This window comes from Candidatus Nanopelagicales bacterium (assembly GCA_018003655.1).
Classification (GTDB): domain Bacteria; phylum Actinomycetota; class Actinomycetes; order S36-B12; family UBA10799; genus JAGNDY01.
This window is the reverse complement of the sequence record JAGNDY010000026.1, coordinates 10,744-24,297: the sequence shown is the minus strand read 5'-3', so window position 1 is coordinate 24,297 and position 13,554 is coordinate 10,744. Positions and strand designations below refer to the sequence as shown.

The 13,554-nt window shown below is 64.7% G+C and carries 16 protein-coding genes; 12 read left to right on the top strand and 4 right to left on the bottom strand.

Going from position 1 to position 13,554, the window contains the following annotated elements; translation table 11 throughout:
- From KAZ48_05660 to KAZ48_05645, 4 genes are all read left to right on the top strand, one after another.
- Window positions 1-474, top strand: a 474-nt coding sequence (locus KAZ48_05660) for a citrate (Si)-synthase (GenBank protein ID MBP7972265.1), incomplete at its 5' end; no start/stop codon positions are given.
- A 105-nt stretch (window positions 475-579) separates the two neighbouring features.
- On the top strand, window positions 580-2,250 hold the full coding sequence (locus KAZ48_05655) for a circularly permuted type 2 ATP-grasp protein (protein ID MBP7972264.1): 1,671 nt from the start codon (window positions 580-582) through the stop codon (window positions 2,248-2,250).
- On the top strand, window positions 2,244-3,173 hold the full coding sequence (locus tag KAZ48_05650; GenBank protein ID MBP7972263.1) for an alpha-E domain-containing protein: 930 nt from the start codon (window positions 2,244-2,246) through the stop codon (window positions 3,171-3,173). The genes KAZ48_05655 and KAZ48_05650 overlap by 7 nt, the downstream gene beginning before the upstream one ends.
- Before the next feature lies 1 nt (window position 3,174).
- Complete coding sequence (locus KAZ48_05645) at window positions 3,175-4,026, top strand: transglutaminase family protein (GenBank protein MBP7972262.1); 852 nt, start codon at window positions 3,175-3,177, stop codon at window positions 4,024-4,026.
- On the opposite strand, the gene KAZ48_05640 is transcribed toward KAZ48_05645, so the two are convergent.
- Together KAZ48_05640 and dapD are read right to left on the bottom strand one after the other, a co-directional pair.
- A complete protein-coding gene (locus KAZ48_05640) occupies window positions 4,023-4,904 on the bottom strand; it encodes a DUF3445 domain-containing protein (GenBank protein ID MBP7972261.1) in 882 nt (293 codons plus the stop codon). The two genes, KAZ48_05645 and KAZ48_05640, sit on opposite strands and share 4 nt — an antisense overlap.
- A gap of 5 nt (window positions 4,905-4,909) precedes the next feature.
- Entirely contained in the window at window positions 4,910-5,851 is a 942-nt protein-coding gene (gene dapD / locus KAZ48_05635; protein ID MBP7972260.1) for a 2,3,4,5-tetrahydropyridine-2,6-dicarboxylate N-succinyltransferase, read from the bottom strand.
- Here dapD and KAZ48_05630 point away from each other — a divergent pair.
- From KAZ48_05630 to KAZ48_05620, 3 genes are all read left to right on the top strand, one after another.
- Entirely contained in the window at window positions 5,842-6,948 is a 1,107-nt protein-coding gene (locus tag KAZ48_05630; protein MBP7972259.1) for a succinyl-diaminopimelate desuccinylase, read from the top strand. The genes dapD and KAZ48_05630 overlap by 10 nt on opposite strands.
- 119 nt (window positions 6,949-7,067) lie before the next feature.
- Window positions 7,068-7,964, top strand: coding sequence for a TIGR00730 family Rossman fold protein (locus tag KAZ48_05625; protein MBP7972258.1), 897 nt, complete (start codon window positions 7,068-7,070; stop codon window positions 7,962-7,964).
- The gene (locus KAZ48_05620; GenBank protein ID MBP7972257.1) at window positions 7,961-8,593 is read left to right on the top strand and encodes a TIGR00730 family Rossman fold protein; all 633 of its coding nucleotides are present in this window, start codon (window positions 7,961-7,963) and stop codon (window positions 8,591-8,593) included. The genes KAZ48_05625 and KAZ48_05620 overlap by 4 nt, the downstream gene beginning before the upstream one ends.
- A gap of 42 nt (window positions 8,594-8,635) precedes the next feature.
- On the opposite strand, the gene KAZ48_05615 is transcribed toward KAZ48_05620, so the two are convergent.
- Window positions 8,636-9,487, bottom strand: a complete 852-nt coding sequence (locus KAZ48_05615) for a hypothetical protein (GenBank protein ID MBP7972256.1) — start codon at window positions 9,485-9,487, stop codon at window positions 8,636-8,638.
- Between the two features lie 173 nt (window positions 9,488-9,660).
- Here KAZ48_05615 and KAZ48_05610 point away from each other — a divergent pair, with 173 nt between their 5' ends.
- The 4 genes from KAZ48_05610 to KAZ48_05595 all read left to right on the top strand — a co-directional run bounded on the left by KAZ48_05610 (window position 9,661) and on the right by KAZ48_05595 (window position 12,316).
- Window positions 9,661-9,999, top strand: coding sequence for a DivIVA domain-containing protein (locus KAZ48_05610; protein MBP7972255.1), 339 nt, complete (start codon window positions 9,661-9,663; stop codon window positions 9,997-9,999).
- Window positions 9,996-10,457, top strand: a complete 462-nt coding sequence (locus tag KAZ48_05605) for an SRPBCC family protein (protein MBP7972254.1) — start codon at window positions 9,996-9,998, stop codon at window positions 10,455-10,457. The genes KAZ48_05610 and KAZ48_05605 overlap by 4 nt, the downstream gene beginning before the upstream one ends.
- Window positions 10,458-10,576: 119 nt before the next feature.
- Window positions 10,577-10,744 carry a DUF3117 domain-containing protein gene (locus KAZ48_05600; protein MBP7972253.1) on the top strand — a complete coding sequence of 56 codons (168 nt, stop codon included), beginning with the start codon at window positions 10,577-10,579 and terminating at the stop codon, window positions 10,742-10,744.
- A gap of 9 nt (window positions 10,745-10,753) precedes the next feature.
- Window positions 10,754-12,316, top strand: a complete 1,563-nt coding sequence (locus KAZ48_05595) for a leucyl aminopeptidase (protein ID MBP7972252.1) — start codon at window positions 10,754-10,756, stop codon at window positions 12,314-12,316.
- Between the two features lie 108 nt (window positions 12,317-12,424).
- Here KAZ48_05595 and KAZ48_05590 read toward each other — a convergent pair whose 3' ends face one another.
- The gene (locus tag KAZ48_05590; GenBank protein ID MBP7972251.1) at window positions 12,425-13,003 is read right to left on the bottom strand and encodes a class I SAM-dependent methyltransferase; all 579 of its coding nucleotides are present in this window, start codon (window positions 13,001-13,003) and stop codon (window positions 12,425-12,427) included.
- Window positions 13,004-13,259: 256 nt separating this feature from the next.
- Between KAZ48_05590 and KAZ48_05585 the strand changes: the two genes are divergently transcribed.
- Window positions 13,260-13,554, top strand: a 295-nt coding sequence (locus tag KAZ48_05585) for a hypothetical protein (protein ID MBP7972250.1), incomplete at its 3' end; no start/stop codon positions are given.

Below are 13,554 nucleotides of genomic sequence, written 5' to 3'. Positions count from 1 at the left end.
CTCAAGATGCTGACGCAGATCCATGAGTCCGACGACTCGGTAGATCAGTTCATTGCGCGGGTAAAGAACCGTGAGGACGGCGTCAAATTGATGGGCTTCGGGCATCGGGTCTACAAGAACTACGATCCGCGGGCCAAGATCATCAAAGCAGCCGCCGACGATGTCATGGATTCGCTGGACGTGTCTGACCCGCTCCTTGATATCGCCCGACGGCTCGAGGAAGTCGCGCTGTCCGATGATTTCTTCATTTCCCGCAGTCTTTATCCCAACGTCGACTTCTACACTGGCTTGACCTACAAGGCGATGGGCTTCCCGCCGCACATGTTCACGGTGTTGTTCGCGCTCGGTCGGCTGCCAGGATGGATCGCCCAATGGCGCGAGATGATTCAGGATCCGGCCACCAAGATCGGTCGCCCGCGACAGGTATACGTCGGCGAACCGGAGCGTGACTACGTCGCGGTTGCAGATCGCTGATCAGATGAGTTCATCGGGCAACCCGCCCGTAACTCGGCGAACATTGGCCGGTAACGCCTGTCGGGTACCAATACGCAGGTGCAAACATTCGTTACTCCCGGGACGGTGAGTGAGATCAGCGGTGACGACGGCACGGCCGCTGGCCTGCCGACCTACGTTCCCGCCGAACCCGCCTACGACGAGATGTACGACGATGCGTCACAACCCCGACCCGGGCTAGACGTTCTCCACAACGTCCTGGGCGATCTGGGGACTGACGGTCTGCGAGATCGCGGGCGTTTGCGCGATGCGCATCTGTCGGCACAGGGCATCACCTTTACCCTCAGTGGCCGGGAACGCCCGCTGCCACTGGACTTGATTCCGCGCGTGGTGACCGCCGATGAGTGGCGCATTGTGTCCGACGGAGTTGCGCAACGAATCCGCGCGCTTGAGGCTTTCCTCGCCGACGTATATGACCGTGGCGACATCATGACCGACGGCGTGGTCCCCAAGGAACTGGTCACCAGCTCCAGCCATTTCCACCGACAAGCACATGGGATCGTGCCGGCCAACGGGGTCCGTATCCATGTCGCAGGAGTGGACTTGGTCCGCGACGAGGCCGGTACCTTCCACGTCTTGGAAGACAACTTGCGCTGCCCTTCGGGGGTGTCCTACGTCCTAGAGAACCGCCGGACGCTTGCCCACGTGCTACCGGAGGTCTTCGCCGGCTATCGCGTGCAACCGGTCTCGGAGTATCCAGAGCGGCTTTACCGCGCACTGGCCGCCGCTGCACCCAGTGACGTCGCCGAGCCGATCGTCGTGGTGCTCACCCCGGGGGTCTATAACTCCGCCCACTTCGAGCACGCTTTCCTGGCCCGGCGGATGGGTGCTGAATTGGTCGAGGGCCGTGACCTGTTTTGCCGGGGTGGCTTTGTCTACATGCGTACGACGCAGGGTCCCCAACCGGTGCACGTGATCTATCGGCGCCTCGACGATGAGTACCTGGATCCCGTTCAGTTTCTACCCGACAGCGTGCTCGGCGTTCCGGGATTGCTCAACGCCGCCCGCGCGGGCACGGTCACCATCGCCAACGGTGTGGGCAATGGTGTCGCCGACGACAAGGCGCTGTACCCCTACGTTCCCAAGATCATCGAGTACTACCTCGGTGAGCAGCCGATCCTGCCGAACGTACCCACCTACGACTTGCGCGATCGCGACGTCCGTTCGTTTGTCCTCGGACGCATCGACCGGATGGTCATCAAGCCCGTCGATGGTTCCGGCGGGTACGGCCTGGTCATCGGCCCGCAGGCAAGCGATGCCGAACTCGCCGCTGCCGCCACGGCTATCCAGGTCGACCCGCGCGCGTGGATCGCCCAACCGGTCGTCAGCCTGTCGACGTCGCCCACGGTGGCAAGTGGCGGACGACTTCAGCCACGGCACTTGGACTTGCGGCCGTTCGCGATCAATGACGGCAAGAAGATCTGGGTGCTGCCCGGTGGTTTGACCCGAGTCGCGCTGACCCAGGGCAGCCTGGTGGTCAACTCGTCCCAAGGTGGGGGATCGAAGGACACCTGGGTCCTCGGTGGTGGCGAGAGCGACGAAAAAGACGAATGGATCGGTGCTGAGGCGATCCTGGCCGCGCGAGCCAAGACCCGAATCGCCCCAGTCGCGGGACCCACCAATCCGCGCGACTCGCTGCCGCGGACCCACGAGGCCCGCATGCGCCAACAAGAGGAACAGCAGCAGCAACACGGAGTTCACGAACCTCAAGGGCCAGCAGGTGATGACCCGTGCTGAGTCGCCTCGCTGAGAGCTTCTTCTGGATCGGTCGTTACATCGAACGTTCAGAGGCCACAACCCGGCTGCTTGCCGAGCATCATCAACTGCTGGTGGAAGACACCCGGGTTCCGCACGAAGAGGGTTGCCGCGTGCTACTCGATGCGCTGTCGCTGGGTTCCCCGGACACCAAGTCGATCTATACGTCGCATGGGATGGTTCGCGCGGTCCTTGGCTCACCCAGTGACCCGGGAACGGTGGCCGGGGCGGCAACCGCCGCGCGGGAGAACGCCCGCGCGATCCGCGACGCCCTGTCCGGCGACGTCTTCGAGGCCCTCAACAGCGTGCACTTGCGGTTGTCTGCCGCGACGGCGAGCAACATCGAACCGGTGAGTCCCGGCGTGCTGCTGTACAGCGTCCTCGAGCGCCTCGCGGTCGTCGCGGGAGTCTTGGACTGGACGAGTCCGCGCGACGAGGCCTGGGTCTTCCTGCGCCTCGGACGCTCATTGGAACGCATCGACATGACGGCCCGACTGCTCAATGTCCGCCATGACCTGTTGTGGCCCGAGAGTGGTCCGGCCACGGCACTGCGTGCCGCTGGCGGCTTGCACGCGTTCCTGCGCGGCGGCCACCCGCTCGGTGGCGACGAGGTTCGCAGCTTCCTGGTGCTGGATCCGACGTTCCCCCGGTCAATGCTTGGCTGCGCAATCGTTGCCGAACAGGCTGCCCGCGAACTCGAGGCGATGGGTTCGGTGTCAACGCACGGGGGCATCCTGCGCACGGTGGGGCTGCTGCGCAGTGAGCTGGAGTTTGTGCCCAGCGATGCCGACCCGGACACCGTTGATCGCCTCGCCGACTACGCACTCGCGAGCGCGGCGGACGCGGGCAGCGAGGTTCGGGCGGCCTTCTTCCGGCAAATCGGCACTGTGGTTTGGAGCCATTGAGATGAGCTGGCGACTTGAGGTCACCCACCACACCGGATTGCGCTACTCCGACCCGGTCGCGGTGTCGTTCAACGAGGCCCGGATGACCCCTGCGGACGGTGGCGGCCAGCTGTTGATCGCCCATGAGTTACGGGTCACGCCGACCGCCAGGGTCGTTCCCTACACGGACTACTGGGGAACCCTGGTGGAGGCCTTCGATGTTCACGAGCCGCACACCACACTCGAGGTTGAATCCCGCAACGTCGTCGATACCCCGGGCCTCGGCGAACGACCGGAGGGTGTCAGTTGGGAGTTGCTCGCCGAGCCGGCTCTGCGAGACCAGCGCTGTGAGTTCCTGCGCCTATCGCAGTACATCGACGATGCCAGTTCCGACCCAGATCGGGCCGACGCGGTTGATCGGCTGCGTTCCCAGGCCACGCCCCGGGCCGCGATCGATTTGGCGATCGAGCAGGTTCGGGATCGGATGCACTACGCGACCGGAACGACCTCGGTGTCGACAACCGCCCACGAGGCATGGGCCAGTGGATTCGGCGTCTGCCAGGACTTCACCCACGCGACGCTGTCGCTGTTGCGGTCGGTGGGAATCCCGGCCCGGTATGTCAGCGGATACCTCTACGACGGCGATGGTGCGATCGGCGAGACGGTGACCGGCGAGAGTCATGCCTGGGTCGAGGCTTGGGATGGCGCCTGGTTGCCCCTGGATCCGACGAATGGCCAGCCGGTGGATGAGGGCCACACCGCCGTTGCTCGGGGTCGCGACTACGCGGATGTGAGCCCGCTCAAGGGCGTCTATTCCGGTGGGATTTCTGAAGAGATTGGTGTGAAGGTCTCGCTAACCCGGTTGCCGCGCTAGTCCCAGCCTTTGTAGGCCCGTACTTCGGCTGACGCCGAGGCGGCCATCTGCGCCAACCGCGTTTGTTCGTCGGGGCTCAGTTGTTCGGCCGGCGCGACGCTGGTGTGAATCGTAAAGACGATCGATTCGCTGACTGGCAATTTGCGCAGGGTTTGCCGTTCGATCCGCAGCCACGGGAAGTCATGCAGCAGAGCACCGCTGGTGACTTGCTCAGCGGCAGCGGGGACTGCTCGAGTCGGTAGGTACAACTCATCGGTGTCCAGCAGGGTCCAGTTGGATCGGGCCAAGAGCTGCTCTGGCTGCATCCGGTCGAACACCGCATCAACTGCCTTGCCCAGCCGCTGCTCATAACCTGGAACGGGCTCGTGAATCCCCGCCATGTTCTGACCGAGTTTGTCTCGCAGCCGCCACCGCGAGGTGAAGCAGACCGATGCTGCCGTCAGGACCCAGCCGTCGTCGGTCTTGTCCAGAACGCAGAAGTCCTCTGCGACCAGTCGACCGGCAACTTCGATCGGATGACCATCGGTCGTTGGAGTCACCCGACCCGAGGTCCGATCAGTCACCTTGCCCTCACCGACGACGAACGTGTCGCCATGGTATTTCGTCAGGTGCGCAAGGAGGATCGCCAACAACTCACGTGAACCAGCGAGTCCAGCGGGCTGCGTCGCGACGACCTCGTCGTGGATGTCGCCGAGCAGCTCGTCCTTGCGGATCAACTCGCCATGCCGCGCGTCGCCGATGGTCAGCCATTGCGCGATCGGAATGGGCCTGGTTCCCACCGACCACCGGAACGTGCGCCCGTCGATGGGCGGTGTGATGCCCGCGAGGCGCGATCGGGACGCGAGTGGCGCCGGTTGGTCAGCTTCGGGCTGGTCCATGGTGCTCAGTTTGCGTGCAGAGCCTCATTGAGGCCGCCCCACGTTCCGCTGCGGGTTACTGCCTCAAGCGCACCGCTGACCGAGTTGCGGCGGAACAGCATGTTGGAGGCTCCGGACAACTGCCTGCCTTTGACGACCAAACCGTCGGGCAGGGTGATCTTCGATCCGGCCGTGATGTAGCAGCCAGCTTCCACGACGCTGCCGTTTCCGAGCGAGATGCCGACACCGGCGTTGGCACCGATCAAACAACCAGTCCCGATGGAGATGACCTCGGACCCACCACCGGACAAGGTGCCCATGATCGAGGCTCCACCACCGATGTCGGAACCGTCACCCACGACGACCCCGGCGGAGATCCGACCCTCGACCATCGACGCACCGAGTGTGCCAGCGTTGAAGTTGCAGAACCCCTCGTGCATGACCGTCGTGCCGTCGGCCAGGTGGGCACCTAAGCGGACCCGGTCGGCGTCCGCGATGCGGACCCCGGTCGGCACGACGTAATCGGTCATCCGCGGGAACTTGTCGACGCCGTACACGGTCAGATGCTGACCCTTGCCGTAGGCGCGCATTCGAGTGGCGGCCAGGTCGTCCAGGCTGACTGGCCCCAGATTGGTCCAGGCAACATTGGCCAGCAGTCCGAAGATGCCATCCAGGTTGATGCTGCGAGGGACGACCAGTCGGTTGGAGAGCAGGTGGAGACGCAAGTAGGCATCGGCGGCGTCAAGCGGCGGCGCTGATAGGTCTGAGATGGATGTGCGCACGGTGGTGATCCGAACCTCCCGAATCGGATCGAGATAGATCCCCGCGCCAAGGCCTTCGACATCCAGTGGGTCCGCCGACAGTGCGGGCGCCGGGTACCAGGCGTCGAGTAGTTGCTCGCCGTAGTAACTTGCCAAACCCAGACCTGCGGCTGCGGAGGAAACCAATTGCGTCGTAGATGCGCTCACGCGGCTACGGTACTTGCGTGACCGAAATCAACGCACCGCGCCTAGACCTGTCCACCGGGGTAGTGGAGTTGGCTGCTGCGCTGATTGACATTCCCAGCGAGTCACTGGACGAGGGCCCGATCGCGGATGCGGTCGAACGTTCCCTTCGACCGCTCGCTCACCTGGAGGTTCACCGCGACGGCAACACGATCCTGGCCAAGACGAATACCGGCGCCTCCCAGCGAGTGGTGATCGGGGGCCACCTCGACACCGTTCCGCCACACGGCAACGTGCCCCACCACATCGACGGCGACCGGCTCTACGGCCTTGGCGCGTGCGACATGAAGGGCGGTGTGGCCGTCAGCCTGAAGCTCGCCGCCGCCGTGACCGAACCTGTGTGGGACGTGACCTACCTGTACTACGAGGGCGAGGAGATTGACGCCCGGTACAACGGCCTGGCCCGCATCGCCCAGACTCATCCGGACTGGCTGTCCGGTGACTTCGCCATCCTGATGGAACCGAGCAACGCCGACATCGAGGCTGGCTGTCAGGGCTCGCTGCGGGTCGAGGTTGAGGTACTCGGTGAGCGCGCACACAGCGCTCGCGCGTGGATGGGGGACAACGCGATACACAAGGCCAACGAGATTCTCAATCGGTTGTCGGCGTACCAGCCCCGCGTCGTTGTGGTCGACGGGTTGGAGTATCGGGAAGGCATGAACGCGGTCGGGATCAGTGGGGGCGTTGCTGGCAACGTCATCCCCGATCGAGCAGTCGTGACCGTCAACCATCGCTACGCCCCGTCAACCATGCCCGAGCAGGCGTTGGTCAACGTGCAGGAGCTATTCGACGGGTTCGCGGTCACGGTTGTTGATAGCGCACCGGGCGCATTGCCGGGACTGAGCCACCCGGCGGCAGCCGCCTTCGTCAAAGCACTCGGTGCCACGCCAGCCCCGAAGTTCGGCTGGACCGATGTTGCGAGGTTCAGCGAGCTCGGGGTTCCGGCGGTCAACTACGGACCAGGCGATCCGTCGCTGGCCCACCACCGTGACGAGTACGTGACCATCGACCAGTTGCACGCTTGTCATGACGCGCTCACCCGCTGGCTCACCGGCAGCTGAGCGCCGATCGCCCTGGGGCTTCCGGTGGATTGCGGGTGCTTGCCGATCCCTGCGCGGGACTTCGATCGGATCGATCGAATTGTGGGCCAGGATTGGTTCACCGTGACTACGGTTGCGCCATGACCGATGACCAGCAACCCGGCGACGTGGGTCCCGGAATCCCGGAGCGCCAGTACGGCCAAGTCGTGGTCCGACGGGAATTGGCCGCAGCGGCCACCTCCGATCAGCAACTCCTCGATGTCAGGAATCCCGATGATTGGGCGCACGCGGACCCGTGGCGCGTCCTGCGGATCCAAGCAGAGTTCGTCGAGGCGTTCGATGCGCTTGCCAGCCTCGGTCCCGCGGTCAGCATCTTCGGCAGCGCACGCACCGCGAGTGACGACCCGAGCTACGCGGCCGCCGAGCAGTTCGGTCGCATCCTGGCCGACTCCGGTTGGGCGGTTATCAGTGGCGGCGGTCCAGGAATTATGGAGGCGGCGAACAAAGGTGCCTGTGAGGCCGGCGGAGTATCGGTCGGTCTAGGTATTGAGCTTCCCTTCGAGCAGCGGTTCAACCACTGGGTCGACATCGGGATCCACTTCCGCTACTTCTTCGCCCGCAAGACCTGCTTCGTCAAGTACGCCCAAGCCTTCGTGGTCTTTCCGGGCGGATTCGGCACTCTGGACGAGACGTTCGAGGCGCTGACCCTGGTGGAGACCCACAAGGTCACCTCCTTCCCCGTGATCCTGATGGGTAAGGACTACTGGGCGGGTCTGCTTGAGTGGATTCACCAGACCATGCTTGTCCAGGGCAAGATCGCTCCAGTGGACTTGGCCGTGCTGCATGTGACCGATGATCCGCAAGAGGCGCTGGAAATCATCGAACGGGCGGCCGCCGAACACCGGTCTCCCAGCGCCGGACCGTTGTTGCGCGCCCCGGCCGTGAGGAGCGCGGACGGCCCCGGTGGCGCAACAACGCCCGCCGATCCACGCGGTTCGGGGTCAGCGGACGGCCCCGGTGGCGAGATGGTTCCGTGAAGGCAACAGCCTCTCGGGCGCTGTGCGTCTTCAGCGCGTCGAGTGAACGGATCGACGGCCGCTACCTGGAACTCGCGCAGGAAGTCGGCCAGCAGATGGCGGCGCGGGGAATCGACCTAGTGTCCGGCGGCGGGAACATCTCAACGATGGGCGAACTGGCCCGGACGGTCCGGGCTGGCGGCGGCCACACCACCGGTGTGATTCCCAGGGCACTGCTGGCCTGGGAGGTGGCGGACAGGGACGCCGATGAGCTGTTGGTCACCCAGGACATGCGCGAGCGCAAAGGCTTGATGGATTCCCGCAGTGACGGATTCCTGACCCTGCCTGGTGGGATCGGGACACTCGAGGAGCTACTCGAAGCGTGGGTCGGTCGCACGCTCGGCATGCACCGCAAGCCCGTGGTGATCCTGGATCCGTGGGGTGACCTGGCGAAGCTGCGTGAACTCATCGACTCGATGTTGGCGTCCGGGCTGGTACGACCCGCTGCCGCAGCAGACGCCCACTGGTACTCGGATCCGACGGAGGCGCTCGACTCGATCCAGCGAGCCTGGGAGGCGGGGGAAGGTCGCGCGGCCGCATCGATCGCGCAACCCTCGGGCCACCCGGAGGAATGGCTTGAGGCCGACTGACGTGCGGCCCGGCCTCATCCACCCCGGGGCTATGTGGCTCGGCTATTGAGGCGCGCTGGTCGCGGCGATGAAGGTCGCAGTGGCGGTCTTCCCGCTCACGGACCCCAACGCAATGGCGGAGTCGCCTTTGACAACCGATCCGGGCGCCGCTGATGCCCGGTTGCGAGAGACCTTTGTCGTCGAGTTGAGGGCATAGGCCACGGTGTACCCGTCGGAGGCCTTGACGGTGATCGCCTTGGCAGTCACATCTGTCACCGTTCCCCGCACCATGCGCATGGTTACCGCGTTGCCGTCCGCGCCTCGCATCGTGAAGTCGCCGTGCTCAACGCCGCCGATCGCGCCAGGCAGCAGTCCCATCAAGCCGCCCTGCCCTGGATCCTGGCCCAGCCGTTGGCCTGGACCCTGGCCGCCCGGTCGACCCTGACCCGGCGTTTGTTGATTGTCCTCGCCGGACCTGTCGCGCTCGCGGCCCATGAAGCCATGCCGACCGCGATCTCCGAAGCCGCGCCCATCGCCGTCGGCCCAAGTATCACCTCGACGATGGTTGTCATTGCCGAGGTTGCCGGTGGCCGCCGCAACGCCGATCGCGGCGCCGCCAATCAGCATGAAGGTCACGACGATGCCGCCGACCAATGCTGCCAACCGCGCCCAATTCGACGCGAACAGTCCGTGCGGTTCGCCGCTGTCGGGACCGCCACCGCCCGGTCCGCCACTACTGGGGGGAGTCGCGGGTGGGTCGGTAGGAGGAGCCCCACCGGCGGGGTTGGTCCCACTGGTCGGCGCCGGATCGACGTTGAACGGAATCACACTGGTTGGTTGCGTGATCGATTCCGTAGGTTGTTCCGAGGCGTTGGTGTGGCTCTCGGGTGGGTCGGTGGCGTCCTTGCCTGGCATGGGTTTCCCTTCGACGTGTTCGCAGCTACCATCGCACGGGTTTGGCCGTGCCCCACCCTCCGTGGTGTCAGATGTTGGTAAGGGTTTGGCAAGGGCACTGATCACTGCCGCCATCGCCTAGGATTGGATCAGCGGCAGCCATTGCCGCAGCCAGCGGTCGCGGAAGGGCAAATATGACATTGGTCTTTGTTGTCCTCGGGATCGTTCTACTCGCTGCCATAGGACTGATCGCCGCAGGCCGACTTGGCCAGCTCGATTCGCCGACCCGTGATCGCCCGCCTGCCGGACTTCTGCCTGCTGATCCGACGCCGTCGGCTGTGCAGGGGGTGCGGTTCACCATTGCTGCTCGCGGCTATCGGATGGACGAGGTTGATTCCGCACTTCGGACATTGACCGCCGCATTGGCCAACCGCGACACGCGGATCGCCGAGCTTGAACAGGGACATCGATCGACCGACGGTCCGCAGCTGTTCACACCACCCGTTACCGCCGCCGGAGAGGGATCCCCATGACCACCATCACTTTCTCGGTTGATGTCGACGCACCCGCGCAACGGGTTTTCAATGCGGTGGTCGACTGGCGGGGGCAGGATCTATGGATTCCCGCCACGACCGTCAGACCAGGAAAGCAGGGCGGCATCGCGGTTGGTGGCGAGATCTCGGCAGTCACTGGCTTTGGACCCATTTCATTCCTCGACACGATGACCATCACCCGATGGGACGACCCAGTCCGCGTTGACGTGCTGCACACCGGTCGCGTTGTGCGCGGAATTGGCATCATGCGAGTGCAGGAACTCGGTCCTGACCGGAGCCGTTTCTACTGGGCGGAGGATCTCGATCTGCCGCTCGGCGTCCTCGGACAGGTAGGCTGGCTGGTGATCAAACCGGCTTTTGCCCTCGGAATGAAGGTGTCACTTCGCAAATTCGCAAGCCTGGTCGAATCTGGCGAGTTGGGTACGCGAGTGGCCTAGCTGCAGCACAATAGAGACGCACGTCGGACCACACGAGCGATCAAGGTCGCGGATGCGGAATAATCATCGAGTTGGCGTGACAATCCACGCGCACTCAAAGCGACGAAAGGGGACGGGCTATGGCGGCAATGAAGCCGCGGACGGGCGATGGCCCACTCGAGGTCACTAAGGAAGGCCGCGGGATCGTCATGCGTGTTCCGCTTGAAGGCGGCGGTCGCCTCGTTGTCGAGATGACGCCCGATGAGGCAAAGGATCTAGGCATCCAGCTCAGCGCCGTGGCCGGCTAAGTCGTCTGAATGGTGATCGAAGATGCCAACTTGCGCCTGCAACTTGTCCCCTTGGACGTGTTGCAGGCGCTCGGCGTCTCAGCCGATGACGATGAGCAATCGGCCGTAGCCACACCACTGACCGCGACGGTGTCCGGACCACCGGCCAACATCATCGTCGCGTCGTCGACACCCGGGCCCGATGGCGTCGTCGCCGATGACATCGCACTTCGGGTGGCCGCCAGCCACCGCATCGACGTTGCTCGCCGGATGCAGCGGGCCGACGCAACCGGCTCGGCTGGCGAAATCGTTGAGATTGACCTGGAAGACGACACCACTGAGTCGCTCCTCGTGCTCGGTATGGGTGATGGCGGAGTAGCCGCGGCGCGAGAGGCGGGTGCCAAACTGGCCCCCAGACTCGGCGGCGCCGATGTGGTCCTCTGTGACGTCACGGCGACGCTGTCGCGCGCGTCGCTGGAAAGCTTCTGTGAGGGCCTGCTGTTGGCCTCCTACCATTTCAGCCGCAAGAGCGAGCAGCCGGAATCTTCGACCACGGTGGTCCAACTTGTCGTGCCTTCGGTCGCGACCGTCCAGGCTGTGCTTACGCGGGCGCAGGCGGTCTCGCAGGCTGTGTTCTTGGCCCGCGATCTGGCGAATGCCCCATCCAACGAAAAGAACCCGACCACGCTGGCCGACCAATCGCGGCAACTGGCCAAGCAAGCCAAACTGCGCTACCGCGTTATCGATGCCGCAGGCCTCGAACGTGGGGGCTTTGGCGGGTTACTCGCGGTTGGTGGCGGGTCAGTGCAACCGCCGAATCTGATCGTGCTGGAGCATCGCGGCGAGATCGCTGCGCCGCGCGTGGTGTTGGTCGGCAAAGGCATCACGTTCGACTCCGGGGGGCTATCGATCAAGCCTCCCGAGGGCATGCCGTTGATGAAGACCGACATGAGCGGTGCCGCCGCCGTACTCGGGGTGATGTCCGCGCTGGCCGAGCTCAAGGTCACGACCAACGTCGTGGCCTTGCTCGCGTGCGCGGAGAACATGCCCAGCGGCAGTGCCTACCGGCCAGGCGACGTGGTTCGTCACTACGGCGGCCAGACCTCGGAGGTGCGCAATACCGACGCCGAGGGCCGCATGGTCCTCGCCGACGCATTGGCGTACGCGGCTGCGAGGCTGCATCCGGACGCCATCATCGACGTGGCCACGCTGACCGGAGCGGCGACACTCGGTCTGTCGCGCGTGTTCGGCGCGCTCTACTCGGCTGATGATGGCTTGGCGCTGGCGCTTGAACGTGCCGCTGACGAGAGCAACGACCGGCTTTGGCGGATGCCGCTGGTCAATGAGTACCGATCCTCGCTGGATTCCCCGATCGCCGATATCTCCCACGTGAGCGACGGGTCGGTTGGTGGCGGATCGATTACCGCAGCGCTCTTCCTCCGCGAGTTCACCGCTGGCAAGCGCTGGGCACACCTGGATATTGCCGGTCCGGCCCGTGCCGAGGCGGCTCGCGCTGAACTGACCCGTGGAGCGACCGGCTATGGCGTCAGGCTGCTGCTGCGCTGGCTATCCAACGCCCCGAACCTCTGGTAGCCACTGTGGTGGTGGATCCTCGCCGCTGGGTGTCGACAATTCACCATCACGGGATCAATTCACCATCAAAGCGTCACGAGCAACGGCCCTCGGGCCCGTGGATCTCCGTCAGGAGCCGTGTTTCACAGCGATCAGTAGTCCATCGCCCAACGGCAAGAGCACGCTGACCAGGCTCTCGTTCAACTTGACCGCATCAGCGAGTTCGCGTAGTGCAACGGTGTGAGCCTCGCGATTAGACGGATCGGCAACGGCGCCGTTGTTGCCGAGTGCACCCTCGATGATCAAGGCACCACCCTGGCGAAGTAGTCGCAGGGACTGGGTCAGGTAGGAGGCGGGGTTGGTGCCAATGTCGTTGATGACGACTAGGTCATACGCGGCGTCCGCCAAGCGGGGCAGGACTTCAGCGGCCTGACCGGTGATCAATCGCGCCCGACCAGCATCGATGCCGGCCTCAGCGAACGCTTCCTTGGCTGCGGTGTGGTGATTGGCGTCGGCATCGATGGAGGTGAGTACGCCGTCGGCTGGCATCGAACCGAGTATCTGCAAGCCGGTGACGCCCACGCATGTGCCGACCTCAACGACGGCCTTCGCCTGGACAGCCGCTGTGAGCGTTGAGATCGCCGCTGCCTCGGTTGGTGACGGACTGGCCAGACCGCGCTCAGTGCCACGCTTACGCGCGCTGATCATGGCCTCGGACTCGTCCTGCCAGTTGTCGACGTAGTTCTCGGTGTCGGCGCTGATAGCGCACCTCCGTGGTTGCGATGGTTCAGTGGAAGGGGGTCTGGGCTAGAGGGTAGTCGGGTGAGCGCCGCTGCCGTGGGCCGATCCACCACAAAGTGCCAGTCAGGTTTCGGTTCTGATGTTGCGGTAGGTACCGTTCACTGTTGCCTGCGCTCGCCCGCGCTCGCCCCATGACGATCATCGGCCAGCAAGGAGCATCACGATGAGCGACGAGAACCATCCTCCCTCGGAGCAGTCGGGAGAAGGCGACCCCTCAGTTTCGCCGCCCCCACCCGAGCAGGCTGTGCCGTCCGCGTACGAGCCACCCACGTACCAGCCACCTGCGTACGAGACACCCGCCGAACAGACCCAGCCCCAGGCCGGGTACGAGCAGCCCCAGGCCGGGTACGAGCAGCCCCAGGCCGGGTACGAGCAGCCCCAGGCCGGGTACGAGCAGCCCCAGGCCGGGTACGGACAACCGCAGCCTGGGTACGGACAACCCGCCTATGCGCCGTACC

Excerpts from the sequence above, each read along its gene's own strand:
- KAZ48_05645 (MBP7972262.1), top strand. The coding sequence starts at position 3,175 with ATGAGCTGGCGACTTGAGGTCACCCACCACACCGGATTGCGCTACTCC.
- KAZ48_05640 (MBP7972261.1), bottom strand. The coding sequence starts at position 4,904 with ATGGACCAGCCCGAAGCTGACCAACCGGCGCCACTCGCGTCCCGATCG.
- KAZ48_05630 (MBP7972259.1), top strand. The coding sequence starts at position 5,842 with ATGCGCTCACGCGGCTACGGTACTTGCGTGACCGAAATCAACGCACCG.
- KAZ48_05625 (MBP7972258.1), top strand. The coding sequence starts at position 7,068 with ATGACCGATGACCAGCAACCCGGCGACGTGGGTCCCGGAATCCCGGAG.
- KAZ48_05615 (MBP7972256.1), bottom strand. The coding sequence starts at position 9,487 with ATGCCAGGCAAGGACGCCACCGACCCACCCGAGAGCCACACCAACGCC.
- KAZ48_05610 (MBP7972255.1), top strand. The coding sequence starts at position 9,661 with ATGACATTGGTCTTTGTTGTCCTCGGGATCGTTCTACTCGCTGCCATA.
- KAZ48_05605 (MBP7972254.1), top strand. The coding sequence starts at position 9,996 with ATGACCACCATCACTTTCTCGGTTGATGTCGACGCACCCGCGCAACGG.
- KAZ48_05600 (MBP7972253.1), top strand. The coding sequence starts at position 10,577 with ATGGCGGCAATGAAGCCGCGGACGGGCGATGGCCCACTCGAGGTCACT.
- KAZ48_05595 (MBP7972252.1), top strand. The coding sequence starts at position 10,754 with ATGGTGATCGAAGATGCCAACTTGCGCCTGCAACTTGTCCCCTTGGAC.
- KAZ48_05590 (MBP7972251.1), bottom strand. The coding sequence starts at position 13,003 with ATGATCAGCGCGCGTAAGCGTGGCACTGAGCGCGGTCTGGCCAGTCCG.